Source organism: Virgibacillus pantothenticus (assembly GCF_018075365.1).
Taxonomy (GTDB): domain Bacteria; phylum Bacillota; class Bacilli; order Bacillales; family Amphibacillaceae; genus Virgibacillus; species Virgibacillus pantothenticus.
The window spans coordinates 3,129,520-3,153,149 of the sequence record NZ_CP073011.1 but is presented as its reverse complement, the minus strand read 5'-3'; the positions used below and the strand labels follow the sequence as shown (position 1 = coordinate 3,153,149).

19 protein-coding genes, 4 pseudogenes and 1 CRISPR repeat array are annotated in these 23,630 nt (G+C 38.8%); of the genes and pseudogenes, 15 read left to right on the top strand and 8 right to left on the bottom strand.

Annotation, left to right across the window (positions count from 1 at the left end):
• Window positions 1–124 precede the first annotated feature (124 nt).
• Both KBP50_RS14670 and KBP50_RS14665 read right to left on the bottom strand, forming a co-directional pair.
• Window positions 125–892, bottom strand: a complete 768-nt coding sequence (locus KBP50_RS14670) for an IclR family transcriptional regulator (protein WP_050351210.1) — start codon at window positions 890–892, stop codon at window positions 125–127.
• Window positions 879–1,664, bottom strand: coding sequence for an IclR family transcriptional regulator (locus KBP50_RS14665; protein WP_050351209.1), 786 nt, complete (start codon window positions 1,662–1,664; stop codon window positions 879–881). The genes KBP50_RS14670 and KBP50_RS14665 overlap by 14 nt, the downstream gene beginning before the upstream one ends.
• A 277-nt stretch (window positions 1,665–1,941) precedes the next feature.
• Between KBP50_RS14665 and KBP50_RS14660 the strand changes: the two genes are divergently transcribed.
• Genes KBP50_RS14660 through KBP50_RS14635 form a run of 6 tightly spaced genes read left to right on the top strand, consistent with a single transcriptional unit; the run spans window position 1,942 to window position 6,497 of the window.
• Window positions 1,942–3,168 carry an FAD-dependent oxidoreductase gene (locus KBP50_RS14660; protein ID WP_050351208.1) on the top strand — a complete coding sequence of 409 codons (1,227 nt, stop codon included), beginning with the start codon at window positions 1,942–1,944 and terminating at the stop codon, window positions 3,166–3,168.
• Window positions 3,169–3,190: 22 nt separating this feature from the next.
• Entirely contained in the window at window positions 3,191–3,733 is a 543-nt protein-coding gene (locus tag KBP50_RS14655; RefSeq protein ID WP_050351207.1) for a hypothetical protein, read from the top strand.
• Window positions 3,730–3,897, top strand: a complete 168-nt coding sequence (locus KBP50_RS14650) for a hypothetical protein (RefSeq protein ID WP_156875353.1) — start codon at window positions 3,730–3,732, stop codon at window positions 3,895–3,897. The genes KBP50_RS14655 and KBP50_RS14650 overlap by 4 nt, the downstream gene beginning before the upstream one ends.
• Window positions 3,898–3,910: 13 nt before the next feature.
• Complete coding sequence (locus KBP50_RS14645; protein WP_050351206.1) at window positions 3,911–4,858, top strand: fumarylacetoacetate hydrolase family protein; 948 nt, start codon at window positions 3,911–3,913, stop codon at window positions 4,856–4,858.
• Between the two features lies 1 nt (window position 4,859).
• On the top strand, window positions 4,860–5,366 hold the full coding sequence (locus KBP50_RS14640; RefSeq protein WP_050351205.1) for a DinB family protein: 507 nt from the start codon (window positions 4,860–4,862) through the stop codon (window positions 5,364–5,366).
• Between the two features lie 18 nt (window positions 5,367–5,384).
• The gene (locus tag KBP50_RS14635; RefSeq protein WP_050351204.1) at window positions 5,385–6,497 is read left to right on the top strand and encodes a cupin domain-containing protein; all 1,113 of its coding nucleotides are present in this window, start codon (window positions 5,385–5,387) and stop codon (window positions 6,495–6,497) included.
• 964 nt (window positions 6,498–7,461) lie between these two features.
• Here the strand turns inward: KBP50_RS14635 and KBP50_RS14630 are convergent.
• Both KBP50_RS14630 and KBP50_RS14625 read right to left on the bottom strand, forming a co-directional pair.
• Complete coding sequence (locus KBP50_RS14630; protein WP_050351203.1) at window positions 7,462–8,001, bottom strand: transposase; 540 nt, start codon at window positions 7,999–8,001, stop codon at window positions 7,462–7,464.
• Window positions 8,002–8,025: 24 nt separating this feature from the next.
• The gene (locus KBP50_RS14625) at window positions 8,026–8,643 is read right to left on the bottom strand and encodes a hypothetical protein (RefSeq protein ID WP_050351202.1); all 618 of its coding nucleotides are present in this window, start codon (window positions 8,641–8,643) and stop codon (window positions 8,026–8,028) included.
• 83 nt (window positions 8,644–8,726) lie between these two features.
• On the opposite strand from KBP50_RS14625, the gene KBP50_RS14620 reads away from it, so the two are divergent.
• The 3 genes from KBP50_RS14620 to KBP50_RS14610 all read left to right on the top strand — a co-directional run bounded on the left by KBP50_RS14620 (window position 8,727) and on the right by KBP50_RS14610 (window position 11,043).
• Window positions 8,727–8,975 (top strand): hypothetical protein, encoded by a 249-nt coding sequence (locus KBP50_RS14620; protein ID WP_050351201.1) that lies wholly within the window; start codon window positions 8,727–8,729, stop codon window positions 8,973–8,975.
• A 106-nt stretch (window positions 8,976–9,081) separates the two neighbouring features.
• Complete coding sequence (locus tag KBP50_RS14615; protein WP_050351200.1) at window positions 9,082–9,495, top strand: hypothetical protein; 414 nt, start codon at window positions 9,082–9,084, stop codon at window positions 9,493–9,495.
• 480 nt (window positions 9,496–9,975) lie between these two features.
• Window positions 9,976–11,043, top strand: coding sequence for an alpha-2-macroglobulin family protein (locus tag KBP50_RS14610; protein WP_050351199.1), 1,068 nt, complete (start codon window positions 9,976–9,978; stop codon window positions 11,041–11,043).
• A 233-nt stretch (window positions 11,044–11,276) separates the two neighbouring features.
• Here KBP50_RS14610 and KBP50_RS14605 read toward each other — a convergent pair whose 3' ends face one another.
• The gene (locus KBP50_RS14605) at window positions 11,277–11,825 is read right to left on the bottom strand and encodes a hypothetical protein (protein WP_210967593.1); all 549 of its coding nucleotides are present in this window, start codon (window positions 11,823–11,825) and stop codon (window positions 11,277–11,279) included.
• A 482-nt stretch (window positions 11,826–12,307) separates the two neighbouring features.
• A pseudogene (locus KBP50_RS14600) lies at window positions 12,308–13,878 on the bottom strand (IS3 family transposase).
• Between the two features lie 643 nt (window positions 13,879–14,521).
• On the opposite strand from KBP50_RS14600, the pseudogene KBP50_RS14595 reads away from it, so the two are divergent.
• From KBP50_RS14595 to KBP50_RS14570, 6 genes and pseudogenes are all read left to right on the top strand, one after another.
• Window positions 14,522–15,019 (top strand): annotated as a pseudogene (locus tag KBP50_RS14595) (reverse transcriptase domain-containing protein); the annotation flags it as partial.
• Between the two features lie 112 nt (window positions 15,020–15,131).
• Window positions 15,132–15,496: direct repeats of the CRISPR family, unit length 33 nt; unit sequence CATTTCAATCCACGCACCTATATAAGGTGCGAC.
• Between the two features lie 565 nt (window positions 15,497–16,061).
• Window positions 16,062–16,331, top strand: coding sequence for a 30S ribosomal protein S14 (gene rpsN, locus KBP50_RS14590; protein WP_050351196.1), 270 nt, complete (start codon window positions 16,062–16,064; stop codon window positions 16,329–16,331).
• Window positions 16,332–16,451: 120 nt separating this feature from the next.
• Window positions 16,452–17,417, top strand: coding sequence for a CobW family GTP-binding protein (locus tag KBP50_RS14585; RefSeq protein ID WP_050351195.1), 966 nt, complete (start codon window positions 16,452–16,454; stop codon window positions 17,415–17,417).
• Window positions 17,418–17,465: 48 nt separating this feature from the next.
• Window positions 17,466–18,578 (top strand): NAD(P)/FAD-dependent oxidoreductase, encoded by a 1,113-nt coding sequence (locus KBP50_RS14580; RefSeq protein ID WP_050351194.1) that lies wholly within the window; start codon window positions 17,466–17,468, stop codon window positions 18,576–18,578.
• Window positions 18,579–19,193: 615 nt separating this feature from the next.
• A pseudogene (locus KBP50_RS22860) lies at window positions 19,194–19,307 on the top strand (2'-deoxycytidine 5'-triphosphate deaminase domain-containing protein); the annotation flags it as partial.
• Between the two features lie 36 nt (window positions 19,308–19,343).
• Window positions 19,344–20,080: pseudogene (locus KBP50_RS14570) on the top strand (RNA-guided endonuclease TnpB family protein); the annotation flags it as partial.
• 276 nt (window positions 20,081–20,356) lie between these two features.
• Here KBP50_RS14570 and KBP50_RS14565 read toward each other — a convergent pair.
• Together KBP50_RS14565 and KBP50_RS14560 are read right to left on the bottom strand one after the other, a co-directional pair.
• Complete coding sequence (locus tag KBP50_RS14565) at window positions 20,357–22,855, bottom strand: ABC transporter permease (protein ID WP_050351193.1); 2,499 nt, start codon at window positions 22,853–22,855, stop codon at window positions 20,357–20,359.
• A complete protein-coding gene (locus KBP50_RS14560; RefSeq protein WP_050351192.1) occupies window positions 22,852–23,529 on the bottom strand; it encodes an ABC transporter ATP-binding protein in 678 nt (225 codons plus the stop codon). The genes KBP50_RS14565 and KBP50_RS14560 overlap by 4 nt, the downstream gene beginning before the upstream one ends.
• Window positions 23,530–23,630 lie beyond the last annotated feature (101 nt).

The window sequence follows — 23,630 nt, the reverse complement described above, 5'->3', positions numbered from 1 at the left end:
CCGACTAAAAACGGGCTTGCCGCCCGACGTCGGCATACCCCTGGTTTTAGTGGCATGATTCCTTTATCTTTAGTTGATTCGTTCCATTCGCTACGTTGCTAAACGGGCGCCCCGAGCCTTTGTTCTAGATATACCCCAATTGGTTCGAAATTTCATCTCCGGCGTCCTTCATTTGTGTAATAATTGTATTTAGCTTATCTGTCGTGAATCGACTAGAATGGCCAATCACAGAAAGGGATGCAACAACTTCCTCTGTGTGACTACGAATTGGAACCGCAATACTTGTATATCCTTCATAATAGGTAGATTCCAAATAACAATAATCTTTTTTTCTAATTTCAATTAAACAATTAGTAAGTGTTTTTGCATCAGTGATGGTGTAGGGGGTATAGGCATATAGCGGCTTTGATAAGAATTCTTGGATAACATCCTTACTTTGAAAGGCCAAAATACAGAGGCCTTCACTTGTGCAATGAATAGGACTGGTTCTTCCAATTTGTGTTACTAATCGATCAGGGTGTGGCTTACGTTCACTCCGGAAAAGATAGACTATTTTTTCATTTTCCATGAGGCATAGATGAACGGTCTCTTTTAAGCTTTTAGAAATATCTTTAATAATAGGGAGAGCCTCTCTGTACATTTCATGATGACTAAAAATTGCCCCACCCAAGCTTAAAATCGACAACCCAAGGCGATAATGGTTGGTCCTCGGATTTTTAGTGAGAAACCCTTCTTTTACCAATATAGCAATAAGACGACTGGCATTTCCTTGCGTGAACTGAAGCTTCTTTTTTATTTCCGTAAAACTTAATTCTCGTTGTTTAGTATGATATAACCGTAAAATACGCATCGCGTTAGTAACCGAAGATAAAATTTCCTTATCTTTTCGCATCTTTTTCAATTCTCCTCAGCTGGATCATTTTTTGAAGCTCACCTGCCGCATGCTGAAGTAGTCGGATATATCGTTTTTGGATGGTTGGTGAGGTGATTCTATCGCTATTTGCAGTAATGCTTATGGAGGCGATAACATCCGTATGTTTCTTGTAAACAGGGACAGCTAACTCCGTTACTCCTTTTACCCATTCTCCATTACTAATCGCATATCCCTTCGATGCAATCGAAGCCATTCTTTGTTTAAAAGAAGATGGCAACTTTACCGGATTAGACGTACAAGTATATAAATCTATCATTAAGTCATCGTAAAGCTCAGGGTGATAGGCAATAATCGCTTGCCCAGCTGCAGTATAGTAAGAGGGTCTTTGTGTCCCAAGGTTGATCTGATCTTTACAAGGGTAGACTCCCTTGATTGTTTGAATATAAACAGTTTGTTGATGATCTAAAATGGATAGATGAGCACTTTCCTTTGTTTTTTCAACAAGAAGATTTAATAAGGGAATTACTTCCGTTGAAATATGAATCTGTGAATTAACAATGTTTACTAACGAAAGGACTGAGGCACCTAGACTGTATAATCTCGTTCTCGCATCTTTGTAAACAAAGCCCTCTTGTACTAATGAAGAAAGTAATCTGTGTGCAGTACTTTTTGATATAAATAGCTTCTTAGAAACAGATGTAACACTTAGCTCTGGTTCATTCATGGTAAATAGTGATAACAATGCTAAAGCGTTTTCCAATGATGAAGTTCTTTTTTGGTTTTTAGGCATGAATTTCACCCCAAATTGGAAAAAAGTAAAAGTTGTACTCTATAGCGGAACAATGATCTAGATATGTCTTATTATAGCTGTTTATAATGAGATATATCAAATTAATTATCTTGCATATATGGTGCTGTAAGACCCCTATTTCAGGAAATGAAACAACAAGACTAAGTGGGAATAACAGTACCTAAATGCCCGATTTGTTTTTCTAATAATCAGTGGGTGATGAAAGAACCCCACTGATTGAAGATTCACTTTATACCATTTAGTCAGGGGGATAGCTATGGAAGCAAAAAAATATGATGTTATAGTTGTTGGCGCTGGCCCAGTTGGTCTGACAGCGGGGCTTGCATTGAGAAGGAAGGGAATTTCATGTGCAGTAATTGAAGCTTCTGAAAAAGGAGAACCACGTCCAGGAAGTCGTGCTATTTTTCTTCATCATGCATCATTAGAGTTATTAGAACAAACAGCACCAGGTCTTGGTTTTGATTTGGCTAGAAATGGCGTCATTTGGCCAATCAAACGTACCTTTTACAAAGGGAAAGAAGTATATGTCCGAAATTATGGCGTCACGGATAATCAAAGTAGAGCGAAGCTACCTCACTTTACTTCGTTGCATCAACATGAAATAGAGAGCAATATCTACCGTAAATGTGTAGAAGCGGGTGTGGAATTTATTTACGGTCAGCTAATTGAGCTTGTAGATATAACAAAAGCTGGTGTGAAGCTTATGACTGATCAAGGAGAAAAATATGAGGCGAAATATGCTATTGGCTGTGATGGGGCTCGTTCCGTTGTACGTAATCAAGCAGGCCTGAAATTAGAAGGTCCACGTACAAAGGATACTTTTTTAGTCATTGATTTAGAGGAAGACGAGGAAGAGCCATTACCGATTGAACGAGTGTTTCATTATCATCATCCAGCAATGGGCGGTCGTAACGTGATGCATGTTCCATTTAAGAATGGCTGGCGTGTCGATCTGCAATTGTTGGCTGCTGATGATGTCGAGGAATGGGCTAGTTTAGAAGGTGTAAAGCAATGGCTTCCAAAAGTAATGGATGAAAAGTATGCAGACCGGATAACATGGGTATCTTCTTATCAATTCCATCAGGTTGTAGCTGATTCCTTTACGGATGAAAAAAGAAGAATCCTTTTGGCTGGGGAAGCAGCTCATTTATTTGCTCCATTTGGGGCGCGTGGTCTTAACTCTGGTATTCCGGATGCACTTATAGCAGTTAGGGGAATTGAAAGAGCTTTGTCTTGCAATAGTGAAGGAAGCAGGCGTAAAGCTATTGAAGATGCAGCGAAAGAAAGAAGAATTGCTGCTAAATGGAATCGAGATGCTTCTACAACAGCACTTCACCATATTCAAGGTGATTCTAAAGAAATGAACATGAAGCGTGATTTAGCAGCATCACTTGTTTCACTTGTTCCTCGGTTAGGTCGTTGGTTGGATGAAGGGCCATATGGTCCTAAATTTGGACCGCCAGAACTAACCACGAAATATTAATTTATTGCAAGGGGTGAGCAAGTTGAGCGTTGTCTTCCAAGAGGATACTAGTAAGATGACTGTTAACCAAGCATTTGAAAAGCTAACAACATTGGGTTGGTTTAAAGAAGGAGGTAGGGTTGAGAAAGAAATAGAAACATTAATGGAGCAATTTCTTAAGCAATTCAATATTAAGCAATATGAAATGAAGTGGCTCCATAAAGAAGAACTCATAGAGGTCATTGAACGCTTCTCGTTTCAAGGTAGTGACATCTGGAACGAATTAAAAGAGATCCCAGATCACTTGAAGCAACAGATTAGTGCAAATAATGATGACTCCTACTTGGAAAGATTAGTAGATATTCTTCCTGAGGCGGTCTTTCATCCTGCATTTGATGGTGCATTTAAACAATATAGTGAGGAGAAGACTATTCGTTTTTTGACTGGAAATGCAATGTATTTCGCATTGTTGATTTGTATCGCTGAACTCGCTAGTAAGGGAGATTTGTTCCAGCCTATTTTCCAAATTATTGAACGAGGGCATGTACCAGTTGGAATAGAAGGAAATATGATTTATTTATTATGACGAATGGAGTAGTTCGAGTACTACTCAACAAGGAAGTACTCTATATTTCCATGGAAACATGGCGAGCTATAGATTATATTTACGCAATTATCATTAGCTATAAGGTACAGATACGTATCTTAGAGGGGATTATGTTATCGGCATGGAACGAACCATATTTTTGAAGAGGTGAATATGATGAAACTTATTACGTATAAAGTGAATGGTTACGTGAGGATTGGAGCATTTATTGATGAAGATACGATAATTGATCTAAATTATGCATATCAAGCACAGTTACAAAGTGAAGGGAAATATCGCTATAGAGAAATTGCGGAGGCGTTTGTTCCCCCTGCAATGGAAGCATTTTTGCAAGGTGGAAAAGAAAGCTTGGAAATAGCCAAAAAAGCGACTAATTTTGCTTTAGAAATTCCAGCATATCAGCATAAACTTGTTTACAAAAAAGAAGAAATAAAGGTGGAAGCACCGTTAAACAAACCTGGAAAAATGATTTGTGTAGGTCATAATTATCGAGAACATATTTTAGAAATGGGGAGAGAACTCCCATCACACCCAGTCGTTTTCTCTAAATTCGCCAACACTATTATTGGTCCAGAAGATGATATTCCCTATTATCCTCTATCAGAACAACTAGATTATGAGGCTGAGTTTGCTTTTGTAGTCGGAAAACAGGCGCGAAATGTACTTGAAGAAGATGCATTAGACTATGTGGCCGGTTACACCATTGTCAACGATGTAACATATAGAGATATCCAACGTCGAACGCTTCAGTGGCTGCAAGGAAAAGCGGTAGATGGAAGCGCTCCAATGGGTCCGTGGTTAGTTACGTCTGATGAACTTACAGACCCATCAGGCTTAGAGATGGTACTGACAGTAAATGGTGAAGAACGCCAACGTTCCAATACTAAAAACCTCGTATTTACCGTGCAAAAGCTTGTAACGTTCTTATCTAACTTGATGACACTAGAGCCAGGGGACATTGTACTTACTGGAACTCCAGGGGGTGTAGGTGTGGCACGTGATCCACAGGTATTTTTAAAAGACGGGGACGTTGTCACGATTGAAGTAGATCGTATTGGGGTCCTTAAAAATAAAGTTGCTCTACAACAAGGAGGGGACGTATAACATGGCGAGCACAAAAGTAGAAGGTTATGTGGAATCCATTCATCAATCTCTCGATAACATATTATCAATTGTAAGCTATTTATCAGAAGATATGATTCGATGGAAGCCATCCAGGGATGAATGGTCTATTTTGCAAATCTTATCTCATGTTGGAGAGTCTACTCTCTTCTGGTTAGACGAAATGGACAGAGTCCTTGAAAAACCAGGTACTGAATGGGGAAGAGGATTAGGCCATTCAGGGCGGTTAGCTGCAGTTGAAGCACCAGATAAATTAACGATTGATGATGCTATAGCTAAAGTAAACGGATTAAAAGAAGAAGTAACTAATCGGCTATCGAAGGTAAGTGAAGATAGGTTAACAGAAGAAAATCCACATAGAAACTTCGGAAAATTCGGAAACAAACCGATTTCATTTTTAATTGAGCATTTTTTAGTGGAGCATGTAGAGGGGCACTATAACCAGATCCAACGTAATCTAACGAAGCTAAGTGAAGAAACAATCAAATAAAAATTAGGAGTGATGAAAATGGCTGAAAAGGCAAGTTATCTTCACGATAAAGATGTAAAGGATTTCACGAAGGATATTCAGCAATATAACCTTGGACCATTATGGGAAGCAATTCCTGAAGTGATGAATAAAAATCCAGAACCTCACGCACAAGCTTATTTATGGTCTAGTGAACTAATTGAGAAGAAATTGACAGAAGCAGCGCAAATCTTTACTCCAGAACGTGGAGGTGAACGACGAGCCATCTACTTCCAAAACCCTGGGTTAACCTATCGTAAGCCTTGGGGGCAGGTTTCAACAACGCAAACATTATATGCTGCGGTCCAGCTTCTTTTGCCGGGAGAAGAAGCTCCATCACATCGCCACACGCAAAGTGCTCTTCGGTTTATTACAGAAGGTGAAGGTGCTTACACGATTGTTCAAGGGGAAAGGATTTTTATGGAAGAAGGAGATTTCCTCATTACACCAAAAAATCTTTGGCATGGTCACGGTCATTTAGGAAACAAGCCAATGATTTGGATGGACGCTTTGGATATACCGACTACTTACAATATTGGTGGTACTTTTTTTGAACCATATGAAGATGGCTTACAGCAACCTAATGTCCCAGATAATTTCTCTGAAAAACGATACAGAGGTGGGATGGTAAGGCCTGTAGGAGATGATAAATATGATGTCGCCCCATTAGCAAACTATAAATGGAGTCGTACTGTTGATGCAATTAAAGGTTTGATGGAATTTGACCCTGATCCAAATTATGGATTTGCAGTAGATTATATGAATCCAACTACAGGTAAATCAGCAAATCCAACAATGGGAACAAGAATGCAATTTCTACCAAAAGAGTTTAATACAAAATCACTGCGTCATACCCATTCTACTATTTATCATGCTTACAAAGGATCGGGTTATACCATTATAAATGGTGTGCGATTCGATTGGAAAGCAGGCGACTATTTTGTTGTGCCAAATTGGGCATGGTATGAGCATGTACCAGCAGAGGATTCCTACCTATTTTCAGTTAATGACATTCCTATCATGGATCGCTTTGAACTAGAAAGGGTAGAACAGTACGAGCGCAACAATGGGCATCAAACAGTTACTGGAGAATTTAAACCGGATTTCAGGTAAGGAGTATGGGGGAGTTAGCTAGTGAATAATAGTAAGGATAAGTACAAATATATTAGGCTATATTGTGTTTTAGATTTTGACGTTTCCCCAGATATTTTCTAGCGGGTGATTTTACGAAATTTAACTGAATACCTGTTTCAGTTTAACAGCGCCTCTTTTAAAATGAGGTGCTGTATTTTATTTGCAAGGATTTACTAAACGATAAGTGCGACATTTCAATCCACGCACCTATATAAGGTGCGACGATGGACGAACACCATATTTTCATACAGCCTACGCATTTCAATCCACGCACCTAGTATAAGGTGCGACTATAGTTTCCTGTTTCTTTTTCCTGTTCTTCTTTATTTCAATCCACGCACCTAGTATAAGGTGCGACTTTAAGATGTACAGATTTAAGCTTTGCAGATTTAATTTCAATCCACGCACCTAGTATAAGGTGCGACTGCGATTTTAACATAAAATTTTACAAATATAACAAAAAACTTCCAGTTTTAGAGAGGGAAAGTTAAAAAAATGAACGTTTTCTCTTCGTTTTTCCAATATTTGCCAAAAATAATATAAATAATGGTGCGAATCCCCTAGGGTTTTTATGTGCACTTCAGGTTCGCACCAAGTTTAATACTCTAGCTTTTATACAATTATTATATGATAGTGCAGATGGTTTGTCATTTATTAACGAAAATCAATCGTACAAGTGGAAGAATCTTAAAATATGTGCAAATAAAATCAAAGAATGATGTTTTCCTCTTTGTAGATTAAATTATTTCGACAATTAGTAGCAAAATGCATAATTGGTGTTTCAATTTCATTCACAGGGTGATCTGTAAATTGAAAAGTAAAATTAAATTACTACAGCATCTATGAACTACAAATTTAAGCAAAATACTGCTATATTTAAATTTAGTAAAGATGTTTTATAATGGTTAGACCCCAAAAACGAGTTTTTTATTGCCGAAGAAAGTTAGAGTGCTGTCTTTGTGATCAAAATTCTTTTGATCGCAAATTTTTTTCGAAATATACGAAGCATAAAAGTGGGAAGACCACTCCTTTTGATGTATTTCCTGCATCTTTTGAAGTTTTGGGCGATGATGGAGGCAAAAATCCAGATTTTTGAGCGCACTTGTCCCCTGACAGGCAAATGCTCTAATCGATATGCCCGTTTTAAGACGGATGGTACGCCTTCCACACCTGCGCGATAATTAGATAGTTCCCGGTGGCGATCTGTACCCATTTTGGAACGTGTCTGGTCTGTGCGGATTTTGTTTTCACTAAACGAAATATGATAGGCACGTTTTTGCTCTTTCACTTGGCATCGTTCGAATAGTGGACAGTTCTGACAATGTTCTTTATAAAATTTTGCAGTATGTGTCTCTTTTATCTCATCGTACAAGGAAAAAATAGGTTGATGGCCTTGGGGGCATCGTGTAATTTTCCGGGTTTCCGGGTCTATTTTAAATTGATTTACACCAATAGAATCTTCTGTAACAGCTCGACCGGTCATTTGCGAAAAGTTGATTTCAAGCCCTCATTCATCTGCATGCTTCACGGTTTCTTGACGATAGTAAGCTCCATCCACAGCTAGCGTATCCATTTCCTTGGCAAGTGGATGATTCTTGACAAAATCTTCTCCGTATTGAGCGTCGCTGTAGGTGTTTTCCTTTACATCAGCATGCATCATTAATCCCATATCTGTTTCATTGTCGTAAACCTCTACAAAGTTTAAGCTATGTCCAATATGGGTTTCGCCAGCTTTATGTCGAAAAGTCGCATCTGGATCAGATGGATTTTGTAGAATTTGGGAGGTTAGTTTTGCACCTTCCACAGGCATAACACTGCCGTCTTTTGTTGGGATCGATTGTTCCTTTAGAAGACGTGCAAGATGTTCAAAACTACGGAAGTTTTCCACGTCAGCATGACCTTTAATGAACGCATACAAATCATGTGCTTGTTGAATGAGAAATTGCAGCTTGGATGTTTCTTCTGTTGTTTTCGTTTGATAGATGGTTTTATTTTGGTGACTCTTTTCAAGGTATGCCAAATAGGATTCGGGAAGTTCCCAATCCGTTTTCGAGTCGCAAACAGCGCGGGCAACAAATCCTCTATAATTATATGAGGGAATTGAGACTTTTACATGAACTTCCATTCTACTACGAAACCGATCATTGTATTTTCGTCCATGCAGGTATTAATCTAAAAATCGATGACTGACGAAGAGATAAAAAATCGATGAACTGGATACGTAATCAGTTTATACACTCCACAGAAAAAGCACCCAAAACCGTATTTTTCGGCCACACCCCAACTGGTTTAATTCATGATGAAAAAGACAATTACGACATTTGGACGAGTGAGAAAGGCGACAAAGTCGATATTGATGGAGGGTGCGCATTCGGTGGTCAACTGGACGCTATAAAAACAGATAAAAAAGGGAATATTCTCCAAAAAATCGCAATTGCAAGCGAAATGAACCAGTGACTGAAATCAGTTATCGGTTTAGTTTCCACACAGTATGTATTAAGACATGCAATATGTGCTACACCATATTTGACACCATATCGAAATAAACAAGGAGGAATGACAAATGAGTGCATATGATACACCAACAGAAACATGTCCTTACTGCGGTGACGAAATGGACACTGATTGGGTGGATAACGGTATTGGTATGGTTCAATGCGGACCGTATCACTGTCAGAAATGTCATGCTAGTGAAATCGGGCCTCAACTATTGGATTGGTACTACAAAAATCGGGAAGGACATACGATATATTTGCCCGGTAAGCGTAGATATAATTCTTTGCTCAAGAAAAAAGTGAAATGGGGAACAACGCCCGTATTGAAATCAGGACCTCCTTTCAGTGAGGATGAACTGAAGACCGGCTATTATAAAGGAAAAATCCCCCCTTATGCAAATACAGTGGCTGGAAAGTTAGTTGACCATCAAAAAGACAAGCAGATGTATGATATCGGATTGTTGGACGAAAAGAAAATCTAGCACCTGGTGCTATAATAGTGGAAAGGAATCTATGAATTTCAAACTGCAATTCTACCAAGGCATACCGCTTCGGCCGATTAAACGCAATTACAAACACACAAAAGCGAAGCGATTTTTAATCAACGACACGAAACAGAACGTGTGGATTTCAAATAAACATTTGGAACATGACGGACGATTAAGCAAGATCAAAACCTCGATTATATATTCAGGAAAGCCAAAAGACAGTTAGAACTTGCAAACGTAGACTGGTAAACTTCCTCATGCCGAAACCATTCGCTTTATTGGAATCATAGAGAATGACAAATCGTACCACAGCATATTTTTACGTTATAAGCTTTCTTTCTATAATTTGATATTAGGTTGCACAGTGCGAAACCGGAAAAAGATTGTCAAAGAGGCTGAATCAGAATTCACGCTCAGCTCTTGTTTGATGATATTATTAATGTGATCAAGATTATTTATTTGGAGGGAATTATAATGCGGTTATTAAACAAAATATTAGGTGGAGTGGCTCTCATCAGTCTAGTAGCTGTCTTTTTAACGAGCGGGGTCAATGCTGAGGAGTATGTGAAACCGAAGTTTCTCAGAGCAGAATTTGCAAAAGAGGCATTCCAAGCTGGCGAGCCGGTTGAGCTCACAGTAAACAGCGAAGCAGGTACGAATGAAATCGAGCGGGTGTGGGTTCAAATCGAACATGAACAGACCAAACGACTATTTTCTAGTAACAACGTTATCTATTCAGAATCTGGAACAGAGGTCAAAATCCATCTTCCGGAAGAAGCACCATCAGGGAAATACGCCATACAAGCGATTATTATAACCGACTCTGCAGGAGTGAAGACAAATATTTTCAATCCAGGCGCAAGCTTTGATCTGATCGGAGAATCAACGGATACAGAGAAAGCGGTTTTCCAGAACGCTGTATTCGACAAAGAACAGTATCAACCAGGTGAAGAAGTGGTGCTAAAAATCGAAGCGACAGATGATGAGAGTGGAATCGATTGGGTCTTTCCTTCTATCCAGCACTTGTCCTCCGAGGAATACACCTTTCAAGGTTTCTCAGAAGAGGTAAACGGTTATCATGAATTTCGCTTCCAACTTCCTGACAACGCGTTGAATGGTACTTACGGTATTCAATACCTTACGATCCGAGACCATTCAGGTAATGAACAAGATGTGTTTGACGTCAACGCGACGTTTGAAGTTGTTGGTGGATCATTGGACGCTGACGCTCCGACATTAAAGAGCATAGCAATTGATAAAGACCAGTACAAACAAGGCGAACAAGTTCATATCAACATTGATGCAGAGGATAAGAGTGGGGTCAAATCCGTTTTTTTGTATGTGGAACACAAGCAAACCGGCGTACAGTATAATGACTTTGCAACATTCAATGGAGAGACCTTCGATTTCAACAGAGAGTTACCGTCAAACGCACCCCTAGGGGAGTACGAGGTATTTGCGGTATACCTTGAAGATAACTTAGGTAACCAAGTGAGTTTATTCAATTATGAGCCACGCATTGAATTCGAAGTTATTAAATAAAAAAAACGAGGTAGTAGCTCTTGCTATAAATCCGACAAGATCAACAAACCGAGACCCAAAAATCCACACCGTAACACACGATGTGGATTTTTTTAAAATAACCAAGCGTACCACTAAGCATCATTCATTCAATTACAACTTCACCATGAGAACAATTAGATAAAAGCGAAATTGAATCGTATGCATTCGGTTGAATACTGTCCCACACCAACCAATTAATTAGACAATCATTTTTATAAATTAGTTTTAACTTTTACAGTCCAGGTCGAAGAACCCCTCTTAACTGTTACTGTTGAGTTAGTACCGATAGCATATGAACCTGTCAATGCAGTTCTTTTCCAAGATGAAGGGGTTTTATAAGAATAAGTATTCCCAATTGGATACTTAACCGTTGCTTGAGAGCCATTCGGCCGACCAGAAGATCCGTAACGAACCACTCTATTTGATAAGGTTGTTAAGGGATTGAATACTTCCCAGCCACCAGTGACCCGCGTTAGTTTGGCATAAGCGACTCCTCGATCCGTTGAATTCTGGTAATAAATCCTGTTATATGCCCTTACAAAGGGAGTTAGTTCTTCATTTCCTTTATCACCCAATGTTCTAATTTTTGCACCCTCTTCTTTTAACTCTATATCATTAAAAACAGTTACAGCTATTAACTGGTCTTTATTTCCTTTATCATCTACAGTTTCAGATAGTATTTGTGCTGTACTATATTGTAGCATCCCTGTAAGATTCTTCAATGCTTTTTTCTTTGTTGTTGACAATGGCCTTTTCAGCATTAGACGGGTGACTAAAACCAAAGACAAAGAACAGACAGGTCAAAATAAACAAACTTAAAAAAATTTTTTCATTTCTCAATAACCTCCTAATATTCTACTAACTAAATAATATCAGAAAAATAAATGAATTGTAATATATTATAAATAATTAACAAATTAGATTAAATGTATTACGATTAAATTAATCACTGTAAAAACGATAAAAGATGTCACGAACAGTATTATGAGTATGTATGATCAAAAATACTAATTTAAAAGGAAGTGGTTTTATGGGAAGAAATAGAAACGATAACCAGAAAGATCAATTTGATAGAGCATTTATTGGCAGTCCTGGTTTTATGATTGTACTTGTATTAGTAATAATAATAGGCAGTGTGATATTCAATTACTTTAAATAAAAATAGACTATTAACAGAAATCGTGCAAAAAACCCATACCTTATTGAACTCGCCCTGTCAAGTAGACAGTGAAAAAATAAAAAATTATGCCACAGCCTGGTGCCGGTATTCTAATGGTGCTAGGCTGTTTAATCTCTTTTGGTATCGTTCCTCATTATAGAATGTAATGTACTTATCAATATCTTTTTCTAGCGCCTCAAAGTTCTTGTAATTCTTTAAGTCATAGCTTTCACATTTAAAATGACCAAAGAAGCTTTCAATTGGTGCGTTACAATACAATTGCCTACACGTGACATACTGCGTTTCATCCCAGCTTCTGTCGTAAGATAACGATATTCCTTTGATGTGTATTGTGAACCACGATCGCTGTGAATTAAAGGGGTTGCGTCAGAATTTGCCTCTATCGCTTCTTTTAGCGTGTTCATAACCAAAGGATTGTCATTATAGCGCCCAACCTGATAGGCGACAATCGAACCGTCATAAAGGTCCTTAATGGCACTTAAATAAGCCTTGTTACCAAAGCCATACGTCACATGCGTGATATCCGTTACCCACTTCTCATTCGGCTTCCCCGCAGTAAATTCATGATTCAAAATGTTTTCTTCCATATTGATATAGCTTGTCTTCGTGGAATAGCCATTGGAGCGACGAATATGCGATTTTAAGCCCATTTGAATCATGAAGCGTCGAATTCTTTTCTCATCATATTGCTTCTTATATTTGCGATTGATCGCCATGGTTATTCGACGATAGCGAAGTTACCGTTATACTTTCTGAATTCCTCTTTCACTTTTTTCATGAGCCATTCATTTTCCCTTTGTCGTTCTGTAGGTTTATGTTTCAACCATTTATAGTACCCAGATCGGGATACATCTAAAATGTCACAGAGTAATAGAATGGGTATTGTTGTCTCCTTGTGATAGTCATGAATCGCTTGAAATTTAGCTAGATGTTTACCTAGTCGCGCTGTCCCATCCCCCTTTCGATTTCCTTCAACTTTTTTAATAAGCCATTCTCCGCCTCTAAATACTGATTACGGTGTTCCAGTTCTTTAATACGAAGTTGTAATTTCTCTTCTTCGGTAAGGCTAGCCTTTGATTCTAGCGTTTTTCCACGACGATCCTGAAGACCCTGTTTCCCATCTTTTTCATATTTACGTATCCAGCTATATACTTGTTGATAAGAAACGTTATACTTTTTAGCCGCCTCATGATAATTGCGTTCGTTCGCAATCGTATATTGGACAATTTCAATGCGTTCTTGAAGTGTGGTTTTACGCCCTTTTGTCATGGTTTCTCTTCCTTTACTAGTAGATTTTATCTCTTTCCCACTAGTATACTGGTTTATCCATTGACGTAAAACCGAATTAGATGAAATATTAAACTTCTCACAAGTCATTCTCAGACTGCCTTCTCCATTTAGATAAAATTCAACAGCTTCCCTTTTCAGTTCGCTGGAATACTTCTTCCATGTCCTCGTTTCCTTTAAACCATCCACCCCATCTGCTTCGTATTTACGCACCCATAAGTTAATCGTAGTACGGTCAACAGAGTATTCTTTAGCAATCGTACTGTGACAGACGCCATCCCCTCAATCACACGTAATACCGCCTCGATTCTTTCATCTAACGTATGTTTACTTCTTCTTTTAGACATAGAAAATGCCCCCAATATAGTAGTAGAGAGTTTTTATTATTTCTCTGTCTACCATATTGGGAGCATATCATATCAAACGGTGTGTTTTCTTTTTGGTGTGCCAGGCATGTGCATATTCTCTAGGGTTGAAGTCCCGAGCCACGAAGGCAGTAGTAGTGGTTAGCTCAAGACAAGGGTGTCTGGGGTGATCCCGAATCTGAAGGAAGTCGGCGGCAAATCTCCGCCTTTAGGAACACGAACTTCATACGAGGCTAGATGTATTTGAGTGAGACTGCTAAACAAGTTAAAGCCCGTACTGCCAAAGAATACATCAAGTAAATGAAGGAAGGACAAGGAGAGGAAGAATATGCGCTTACGCTGGGAGGTCTGATAGAAATGCGACGCATACGCCGTAACCGAAAATGTAAGTGTTCGCTGAACTATCAGAAGTCAGCCGAAGCCGTAGTACTAGATATTTCTAGGATATCTGGGAAGGACTAAATCATTTAAGAAGAATGGTCGCTTTGCGTACGCAATACTTGATGAAGCAGAACCATGTAAACCTTCTTAGTGAAGGAAACGGTGAATCCGTGGGGGATGCTAGAAGGGCTGAAAGTAATTGCCACACAAGAAGAAGGAGCCATTCACGCAGGAGTTAGATATCATGTTGGGAAGCATTCTATCACGGGAAAACTTTATACTCGCACTGAAACGTGTCGAGCGAAATAAAGGAAGCCATGGTGTGGATGAGATACATGTACAAAACCTACGAGCGCATATCATGGAACACTGGGCTTCCATTCGAGGACAACTCGAAGGAGGTACCTACTATCCTCAACTCGTTCGTCGTGTCGAAATCCCGAAACCAAACGGCGGAATGAGGAAGCTAGGAATTCCTACCGTGTTAGACCGATTCCTCCAACAAGCAATCGCACAAGTTCTAACAACCATCTATGACCCAACATTCTCTGAACACAGTTATAGTTTCCGCCCGAATAGACGAGGACATGACGCGGTCAGGAAAGCGAGAAGCTATATAAAAGATGGCTATCGTTGGGTTATCGATATGGATTTAGAGAAGTTCTTCGATAAAGTACATCACGACAGATTAATGCGCACATTGAGTCAGAAGATCAAAGACCCAAGAGTGCTTAAACTGATCCCAAATGAAACCACCGTATACGGAACCGTATATACTGGTGGTGTGAGAGGGGAGAAAAGTTATCTAGCTTTTCCCTCTACTCGATTTGCAAGGGTCTGCTAAACAATAAGTGCGTTTCTATTCACGCACCTATATAAGGTGCGACTGTTGAGATAGACGATAAAAATAAAATAATACACATTTCAATCCACGCACCTATATAAGGTGCGACGACAGTGGAGAGCGAATCGTAATTGACGTTTCTCATTTCAATCCACGCACCTATATAAGGTGCGACATATAACACTTAATAAAGCAATACAGGAATGTAACATTTCAATCCACGCACCTATATAAGGTGCGACGACAGTGGAGAGCGAATCGTAATTGACGTTTCTCATTTCAATCCACGCACCTATATAAGGTGCGACATATAACACTTAATAAAGCAATACAGGAATGTAACATTTCAATCCACGCACCTATATAAGGTGCGACAGCGATTTTTACCTAAAAGTTTACAAAAGTAGTCAAAAATATATTGCTTTTAGGAAAAAAATCTTATTTCCCCTTTATTTTATTCCATATATTTACATAAAGCAACTAAGTTAAGGTGCGAATCCCCTAGGGTTTTTATGTGCACTTCAGGTTCGCACCAAGTTTAATACTCCAGCTTTTATACAATTATTATATGATAGTGCAGATGGTTTGTCATTTATTAACGAAAATCAACCGTACAAGTGGAAGAATCTTAAAATATTTCGACAATTAGTGGCGAAATGCATAATTGGTATTTCATTTCATTCACAGGGTAATCTGTAAACTAAAAGTAAAATTAAATTACTCCAGCAGTATAAACGGAAAATTTAAGTAAAAATACTGCTATATTTATCGAAAAAATAAATAATTAAGTTCAAAGTAAATTAAGGAATTTAATTCATAAATCGTAATCATTACTATTTACAATTTAGTAAAGATGTTTTATAATAACTTCTAACACGTAATCATTACGATTTAAGGATGATTTTGAGATAGAGTATAAATATTGATAGGAGTAGATCAAATGGCAAAAAAGTCTAAAATTGCAAAAGAGAAAAAACGCCAGAAGATGGTTGAACAATATGCTACCTTGAGAAAAGAGTTAAAAGCAAAAGGTGATTATGAAGCAATTCGTAAATTACCACGAGATTCTTCTCCAACTCGCTTGAAAAATCGCTGTGAAGTTACAGGCAGACCACGTGGCTACATGCGAAAGTTCAATATGTCACGTATTGCCTTTAGAGAATATGCTCATAAAGGGCAAATACCAGGTGTGAAAAAAGCTAGCTGGTAGAGACTAGCGTTTTGGAGGACTAAAATAAGTTAACAGGGGCATCTTAAAGTGTTGTCCCTGTATTATTTTTATACAAAATAATAATTTATTCTTCGTACATAGAAGAGGAGGGAAAGGCCATTGTCACAGAAACAAACCATTCCGGTAACAATTTTAACTGGTTTTTTAGGTGCAGGAAAAACAACATTGCTCAATAACTTGTTAAAAGGTATGTCAGAACAAAAAGTTGCTGTCATCATTAATGAATTTGGTGACACATCAATCGATAGTCACTTAGTGGTATCAACGAGGGAAGAAATTATCGAAATTAACAGTGGTTGTATTTGCTGTAATGTACGAGGCGATTTAATCAACATATTAAGTATTTTGATCGCACAGGAAGAAAAAATCGACCGTGTTATTATTGAGACAACAGGTATGGCTAATCCAGCTCCGGTCATTCAAACCTTTTTGATGGATGAAAAAACAGGCAAGTCATTTGAAATTGACAGTGTGATTACGATGGTGGATGCCAAGCATATATGGCAACATTTAAAGGAAGAAGAACCTGGGAAGCAAATCGCTTTTGCTGATATTCTGTTGATAAATAAAATGGATTTGATTACTGCGAATGAAAAAATTAAGCTGGAACAACAGCTGGTCAACATGAATCCACATGCGAAGCGTGTTTATACTACATATGCAAATGTAAACATTCAAGATTTAATAGGAAAAAAATCCTTTGATTTAGGTAATTTATTAAAAATAGATCCAAAACTATTAGTAGAAACGCATCACCATCATCATAATGATCAAGTCACTTCTTTTGTTTTTCGAGAAGGTCGTCCTCTCGATTTAGAAAAAGTGAATAGATGGTTCGCCTATTTAGTCCACTTTAAAGGAGAAAATTTATATCGTTATAAAGGAGTACTCCATATAAATCACCTAGAGAAACGAGTCGTTTTTCAAGGTGTACATATGCTGTTTGCAGGTACAGAGGGGACTGAATGGGCAGATAATGAACCGCGTCAAAGTGAGATAGTATTTATTGGGAAGCATTTAGATTATCAAGAACTAGCAAAAGGCTTTCAATATTGTCTTGCTTAATTTTTTATAATTCAAATCGGAATGATTATGATTTAAAGGGTGATAACTGTGAATAAGATATATGATGTCGTTATTGTAGGAGCTGGACCCTCTGGAATTGGTGTCGCAACTTTGTTACAACAAATGAATTGTACATCTTATTTGATTCTAGAGAAAGAAGAGGTAGGAGCTTCTTTTTTACGATGGCCGGAAGAAATGAGATTTATTACACCTTCTTTTCCAGCGCAGGGATTTGGTCAAACAGATTTAAATGCAATTGTCCCTAAAACTTCACCAGCTTATACGTTAAATATGGAGCATCCTACTGGCGAAGCGTATGCTGAATACCTAGATGTAGTGGCAGATCATTTTGCTCTTCCTATTAAAAAGGGCGTGCAAGTAAAACAAATTCATAAAAAGGATAGTATCTTTACGATAGATACGACACAAGGGATCTACCAAAGTCGCTATGTCGTTTGGGCAGCAGGACAATACCAATATCCTAATTTACGACCTTTCCCTGGTGCAGAACTTGGTGTACACAATAGTCTGATTCCATCTTGGCGGGAACTAGAAGGCGATGATTTCATTATCATCGGAGGCTATGAAAGTGGTATAGATGCGGCATTTCACTTAGGACGTTTCGGCAAAAAAACTACTATTATAGCTAAAACGAATACTTGGGAGCTAGACAATAGTGATCCAAGCATAGCCCTTTCCACTTACACATATAGTCGTGTTTGTCATTTATTAGGATCCGATTTGTTAACAGTTGTTGGCAATACAGCCGTCACACGAATAGAAGCCGTATCTTCAGGATATGACGTCTATACAAGTAGCGGAAAAGTTTATTTTACAACGGAAAAACCAATATTAGCCACTGGCTTCATTGGTAGCACAACTAAGATAGAAAATTTAGTGACACGTGGTCAATATGATGAAGTACTTGTCAATGAAATAGATGAATCTGTGGCAACTTCTGGTCTATTTCTAGCAGGGCCGGAACTTCGGCACAAAGACCATATTTTTTGTTTTATTTATAAATTTCGCCAGCGGTTTGCAATAATAGCAGAAACGATCGGCTATCGGTTAAACTTGGATTTATCGATTTTAGAGCAGTATCAGCAAGAAAACTTTTATCTTAAAGATCTTTCGATGTGTGGGGAGAGGTGTCAATGTTAGAACGCATACAGTCCTCACCTGGTGTCCGCATAGAAAATATTGCTAGTAGGTTGTGAATCTGTTGAGAAATCAGGTTTGTTCCGTCATTTGACTGGTGCAAAACGAGTGTTGCTAAATAATGTAAAGGGATCAGATCAACCATAGCGTCTTGTTGCATTTTTTGCTTAAACAATAAGCGTATTATCGATTTTCAGTCGATTAGCTATGCCGATAATTATATCTACTTTCTTTACCTGTGGATGCAACGCCCATTTTTTATTAGAAAGGATGGTTTGGGGACAGAGCGGTTTTTTAGAGGATATGTCTATTAGCCAGATGTTTACTTAGCTTCAACGCTATGGGCTAGTAACGTTATTTACGATTAGCAAAGAGCTTAGCTGGAAGACTTCCTAGTCTATGGATGGAAGGCATATGGTGAGAATTGTTAAAACGTAGTCTTTTTGTCGTGCAGCCCCCCTGCTTAACTGCTGTGCTCGCCATTTGCCTTATTTCGTTTTCAAGAAGAGCTATTCTTGCGGTAGGAATCTACTTTTTTGCAGGATAAAAAGTACGCAACACTATCATAATTTAGAGATCCATTTAATTGGTGAATTTCATGATTAGGAGTGAGAACGGGTGATTTTATCAGGGCAAACGATTAAACAATTAATAAAGAATGAACGAATGTCTATTACTCCTTATAAGGACTTAAGCATACAACCAGCCTCCTTTGATCTACGTCTGGGAAAACATTTCTTGATAGTTGATGACATGTCTACTTCTTTTTTATCAGTAGACATTCGACGCAATCCAAGTGGTAAATATTTTGTCTCTGTTTTAGTTGAAACGGATGTACAGCCGCTTGAAAAAACGGGTTCCGTTGTTAGACGTAGGGTTAAAAGATTTCGCTATCTTATCAGATGAAACGATATACGAAAACCCCAAATACTTTCGCAAATTAGAAGCGAAACTCGCAAAAGCACAACGCGTGTTGTCCAAACGAAAAGCACAAGCGATAAAACAAAAACGAAAATTGAGCGAAGCAAAAAATTATAAAAACAAAAGCGCAACGTTGCTCGTCTTCATGAAAAGATTAGAAACAAGCGAGCGGACTACCTGCATAATTTTCTACCGAAATTATTAAAAACCACGATATTATCAGTATCGAAGACTTGCAGGAGTCAAACATGCTGAAAAACCATAAATTAGCAAAAGCCATTAGTGAAGCCAGTTGGGCGCAGTTTCGAACGATGCTTGAATACAAAGCGAACTGGTACGGCAAGCAAGTTGTTGCGGAAACAAAAACATTCCCAAGTTCACAACTGTGTTCGTGCTGTGGTTATCGGAATAAAGACGTTAAACATCTCGAATTGCGCAAATGGGATTGTCCAGAATGCCATGCCCATCATGATAGAGATATTAACGCAAGTAAAAATTTGAAAAACGAAGCCATACGACTTCTAACTGCGGGGACCCGCAGGGATAGCCTAATCCATAACTTTCGGTTACGAAGGTGTTCTTAGGAATCCCACACTTCAAGCGTAAGCTAAGTGGCGGGTAGTTCATCTCCTAATCCAAATGAAATAATAAAATTACAATTACAAAAATTTTTACAATGGTTGAAAATTTTCTCATATTGCCTCTACCTTTTCTGATTATTATTATAAGCGGTCCTAATTACTTCACCCATGCGGTGTGCTTAAATAAAGGCTAGTGCTTCTTATGTTGAATACCTACTTTCTAAAAAAACGGTGAATAATCCGATCACACTACAAGGAATATTGAAGGGTATTCATTTTTCAATACCCTTCAATTCGCAGTTGCTCCACGATACTCTGCTGTTTTGTTGCGTGATATATGATATATGGAATTAAAATCCCTATCACAAAAATGAGCGGCAAAATAATGACCAATGGCCAGAAATTAAAATGGAAGGTTAGGAACCAAATTTGCGCACTTAGTGGACGTACAATCAATAATGAACTGCCAATGCTTAACAGGATAGAAACTGCTACTGTCCAAGCCGCATAATAACCTCCCTCAAAGCAAAGCATTTTCAATAGCTGCTGTTTGGTCATACCAATACTTCGCAGTACAGCAAATTCTCTGCGACGGATCAGAACACTGGTTAAAATAATATTAATAAAATTTAGCACTCCGATGATTCCAATGATGAGTGCAAGCGTACCGCCAATCAGCATGATCGTATCCTGTATATCAGTAAGTCCTGCCGTAACGGTTAATTTGGATTTATAATTCATCGATGGCTCGATGCTATTCGTGTACCACTTCAAAAAGCGTTCCATGTCACCTTCCTCATCCTCTGCAACATCGAAGACATAGCTCATAGCATGGGTATTGCCAGTAAGTTTTTTGTACACTTCCCCTGGAAGAAAGAATCCGGATCCTACCCAATCATAAGTGTTTGTCTCGTTTGCGATGATATGACCGATTACTGTTACTTCTATCGTGTTGCCTCCGTAGTTTAGCTTGACTTGATCGCCTACACTGTGATTCATACTACTCTCATCCAAATTACCACGAGTGTCTGACCATACACCCTCCAGAATATACTTCCCGGTCGCAAGCTTTTCTCTATCCAATTCACCATCCAGCAATTCTAGACGAGAAAAGGAAAATTCGTCAAGACCAATTAAATTCGTGGAAAAGGAACCATCCAATCGTTGGTTGACTGTCTGCCTAGTCGTTTCGCTTTTATATGTGGCTGGACTACCGTACTGGCGCCCTCCCGTTTCAAACCCTTCTTGTTTCTCTACAGCGGCAATTAAGCTCTCACTAAGTGCACTTTCTTTTTTGCCTTTATACTTGTAATTGAACAGATCGATATGACCGATGCGAAAATCAGAATCACTAGCATTTTGGAGAGCTTTGTCCACGTCCACGCTTTGCGAGAAATTAAAAATTGTATTGGTCAACACAATGCTCAGAGAAAGGCTTAGAATCACCAAAACTGTATGCTTCTTGTTTCTTCCGAGGTTATTCAATGCCATTCTTCGTGGGGTACCGCTGTTACTGGATTTTTTGGTTTTTTTCTTACGACTGACGGAATTAGTATTCGTATAACTAACTGCCTCTACCGGGGATATCTTTGCTGCCATTTTCAACGGTTTCCGAATGCTGATGAACACGGTAGCCAGCGTAAACATGATGGCTGCTACAAATATGAGCGGGTTTGCAGATACAACCGCCTTGCTTCCTGCAAGCTGAGACTGCTCAATCAGCGTAGGTACCATTGACCTGCCCACGAAAAAGCCACCAAAAAGCCCTAGCGGAATGCCAACCAACGAGAGCCCCCAAGCTTGTCGTCTAATGATTGCACGAAGCTGTCGTCCTGTAGTACCTACTGTTTTCAATAGTCCGTAAAAGCGAATATCACGCATAACGGAGATTTGAAAGATGTTAAAGATAATCAGATAGCCTGTGAGCATAAACAGCACTAGGATACTAGACAATAGAAGAATTGTTCCAAAGCCTGCTGATGTACTTTTAGACAAATAAATTGGATTGGTACCTGCGTTCAAGTAATTTTGCGAATTTATATTCATGGAAAAACCACTATCGATCAACACAGTTTCCAATTTTTCATTAATATTTTTACTGTTTGCAAACTTTAAATTTCCTGTGATGCTTCCAGTTTTTGATTGGTCTTGGCGATAAGTGCTTTCCAGTTCCCCCAAATGCGCATCCATATAGGCGCGAGAAGAAATGATAGTTCCAACTGGAACACCGGGGTGGCTTTCCCACCAACCAGCCAGTACAAATTCACGTATAACCTTGTCATTATTAATGGTGAGCTCCAATGTAAGCGGAGTACCAAGCTTTTGCGGAATGCCCAGCAGTTCCAGCGTCTTCGTATCAGTAATAATCTCTTTTTCCTCTTGCGGTTTATGCCCACTTGTGAGTTCAATAAATAAATATTTCAATTGGAGATCATCGTAATACCAAAAATCTGTCTGTCTCTTGGTCAGGGCAGCATTGTCCACACTATCGGCAAGTTTTCGAATATAAGACATTTCTTGTATTAAAGGATGGCGTTCTATGGTGCGATACTCTGATTCGGTCATATTTTCTATTCTCGCGTGGCCATCACCGCCTGACATAACCATATCGGCACGTTGCGTACTTTTTATCATGCCAGTTCCCAGCGTAAATAAACTAGTGAATAGAAGTGTAGTTAGGGCAATCGCCATCACAGCGAACACGTTGCGTACTTTGGATGATCGAAAATTCCTTCTTGCCAATTTGCGGATTATCTTCTTGTTTTTTACTCGAATCATACCCGATCACCGCCTAAGATTTTTCCATCTTCAATGCGGATAATTCGATCTGCAAGCTGAGCATGTTCTTCATTGTGAGTGATCAAGACAATGGTCTGGCTAAATTTTTCCCCGGTCACTTTTAAAAGTCCAATTACGTCTTGACTGGTCTTGCTATCCAGATTTCCGGTCGGCTCATCGGCGAGGACAATGATTGGTTTTGTGGCCAATGCCCTTGCGATGGCAACCCGTTGTTGTTGTCCTCCGGAAAGTTGGCTCGGCAATCTTTGCAATTTGTCATCAAGTCCCAGTGTCTGGATAATTTGATTCACATAGCTTTTATCCGGTTTATTACCATCTAATTGAATGGGGAGGACAATATTCTCATAAACATTCAGTATGGGAACAAGATTGAAACTTTGAAAGACAAAACCAACCTTGCGGCGTCGAAAAATCGTCAGTGCTTCCTCTTTCAAAGAAAAAATATCCTTTCCATCTACTGTTACGGTTCCGCTGGTCGGGCGATCTAGACCGCCGAGCATATGGAGCAAGGTAGACTTTCCACTACCCGAGGTGCCAACCACCGCGACAAATTCCCCTCGCTCTACCGATAAATTTACGTTGTTCAGCGCATGGACGGACGTTGCTCCGTTTGTATAAATCTTTTTTAAATTCATTGTTTTTAATATGGTCATCATCGGTTCCTCCACAACAATAGTCTGTATGCATTCTTTTATGATATAAACACCATACCAAAAAACCCTTTCCACATTCTTTCTCAAATCTAACAGTTTTG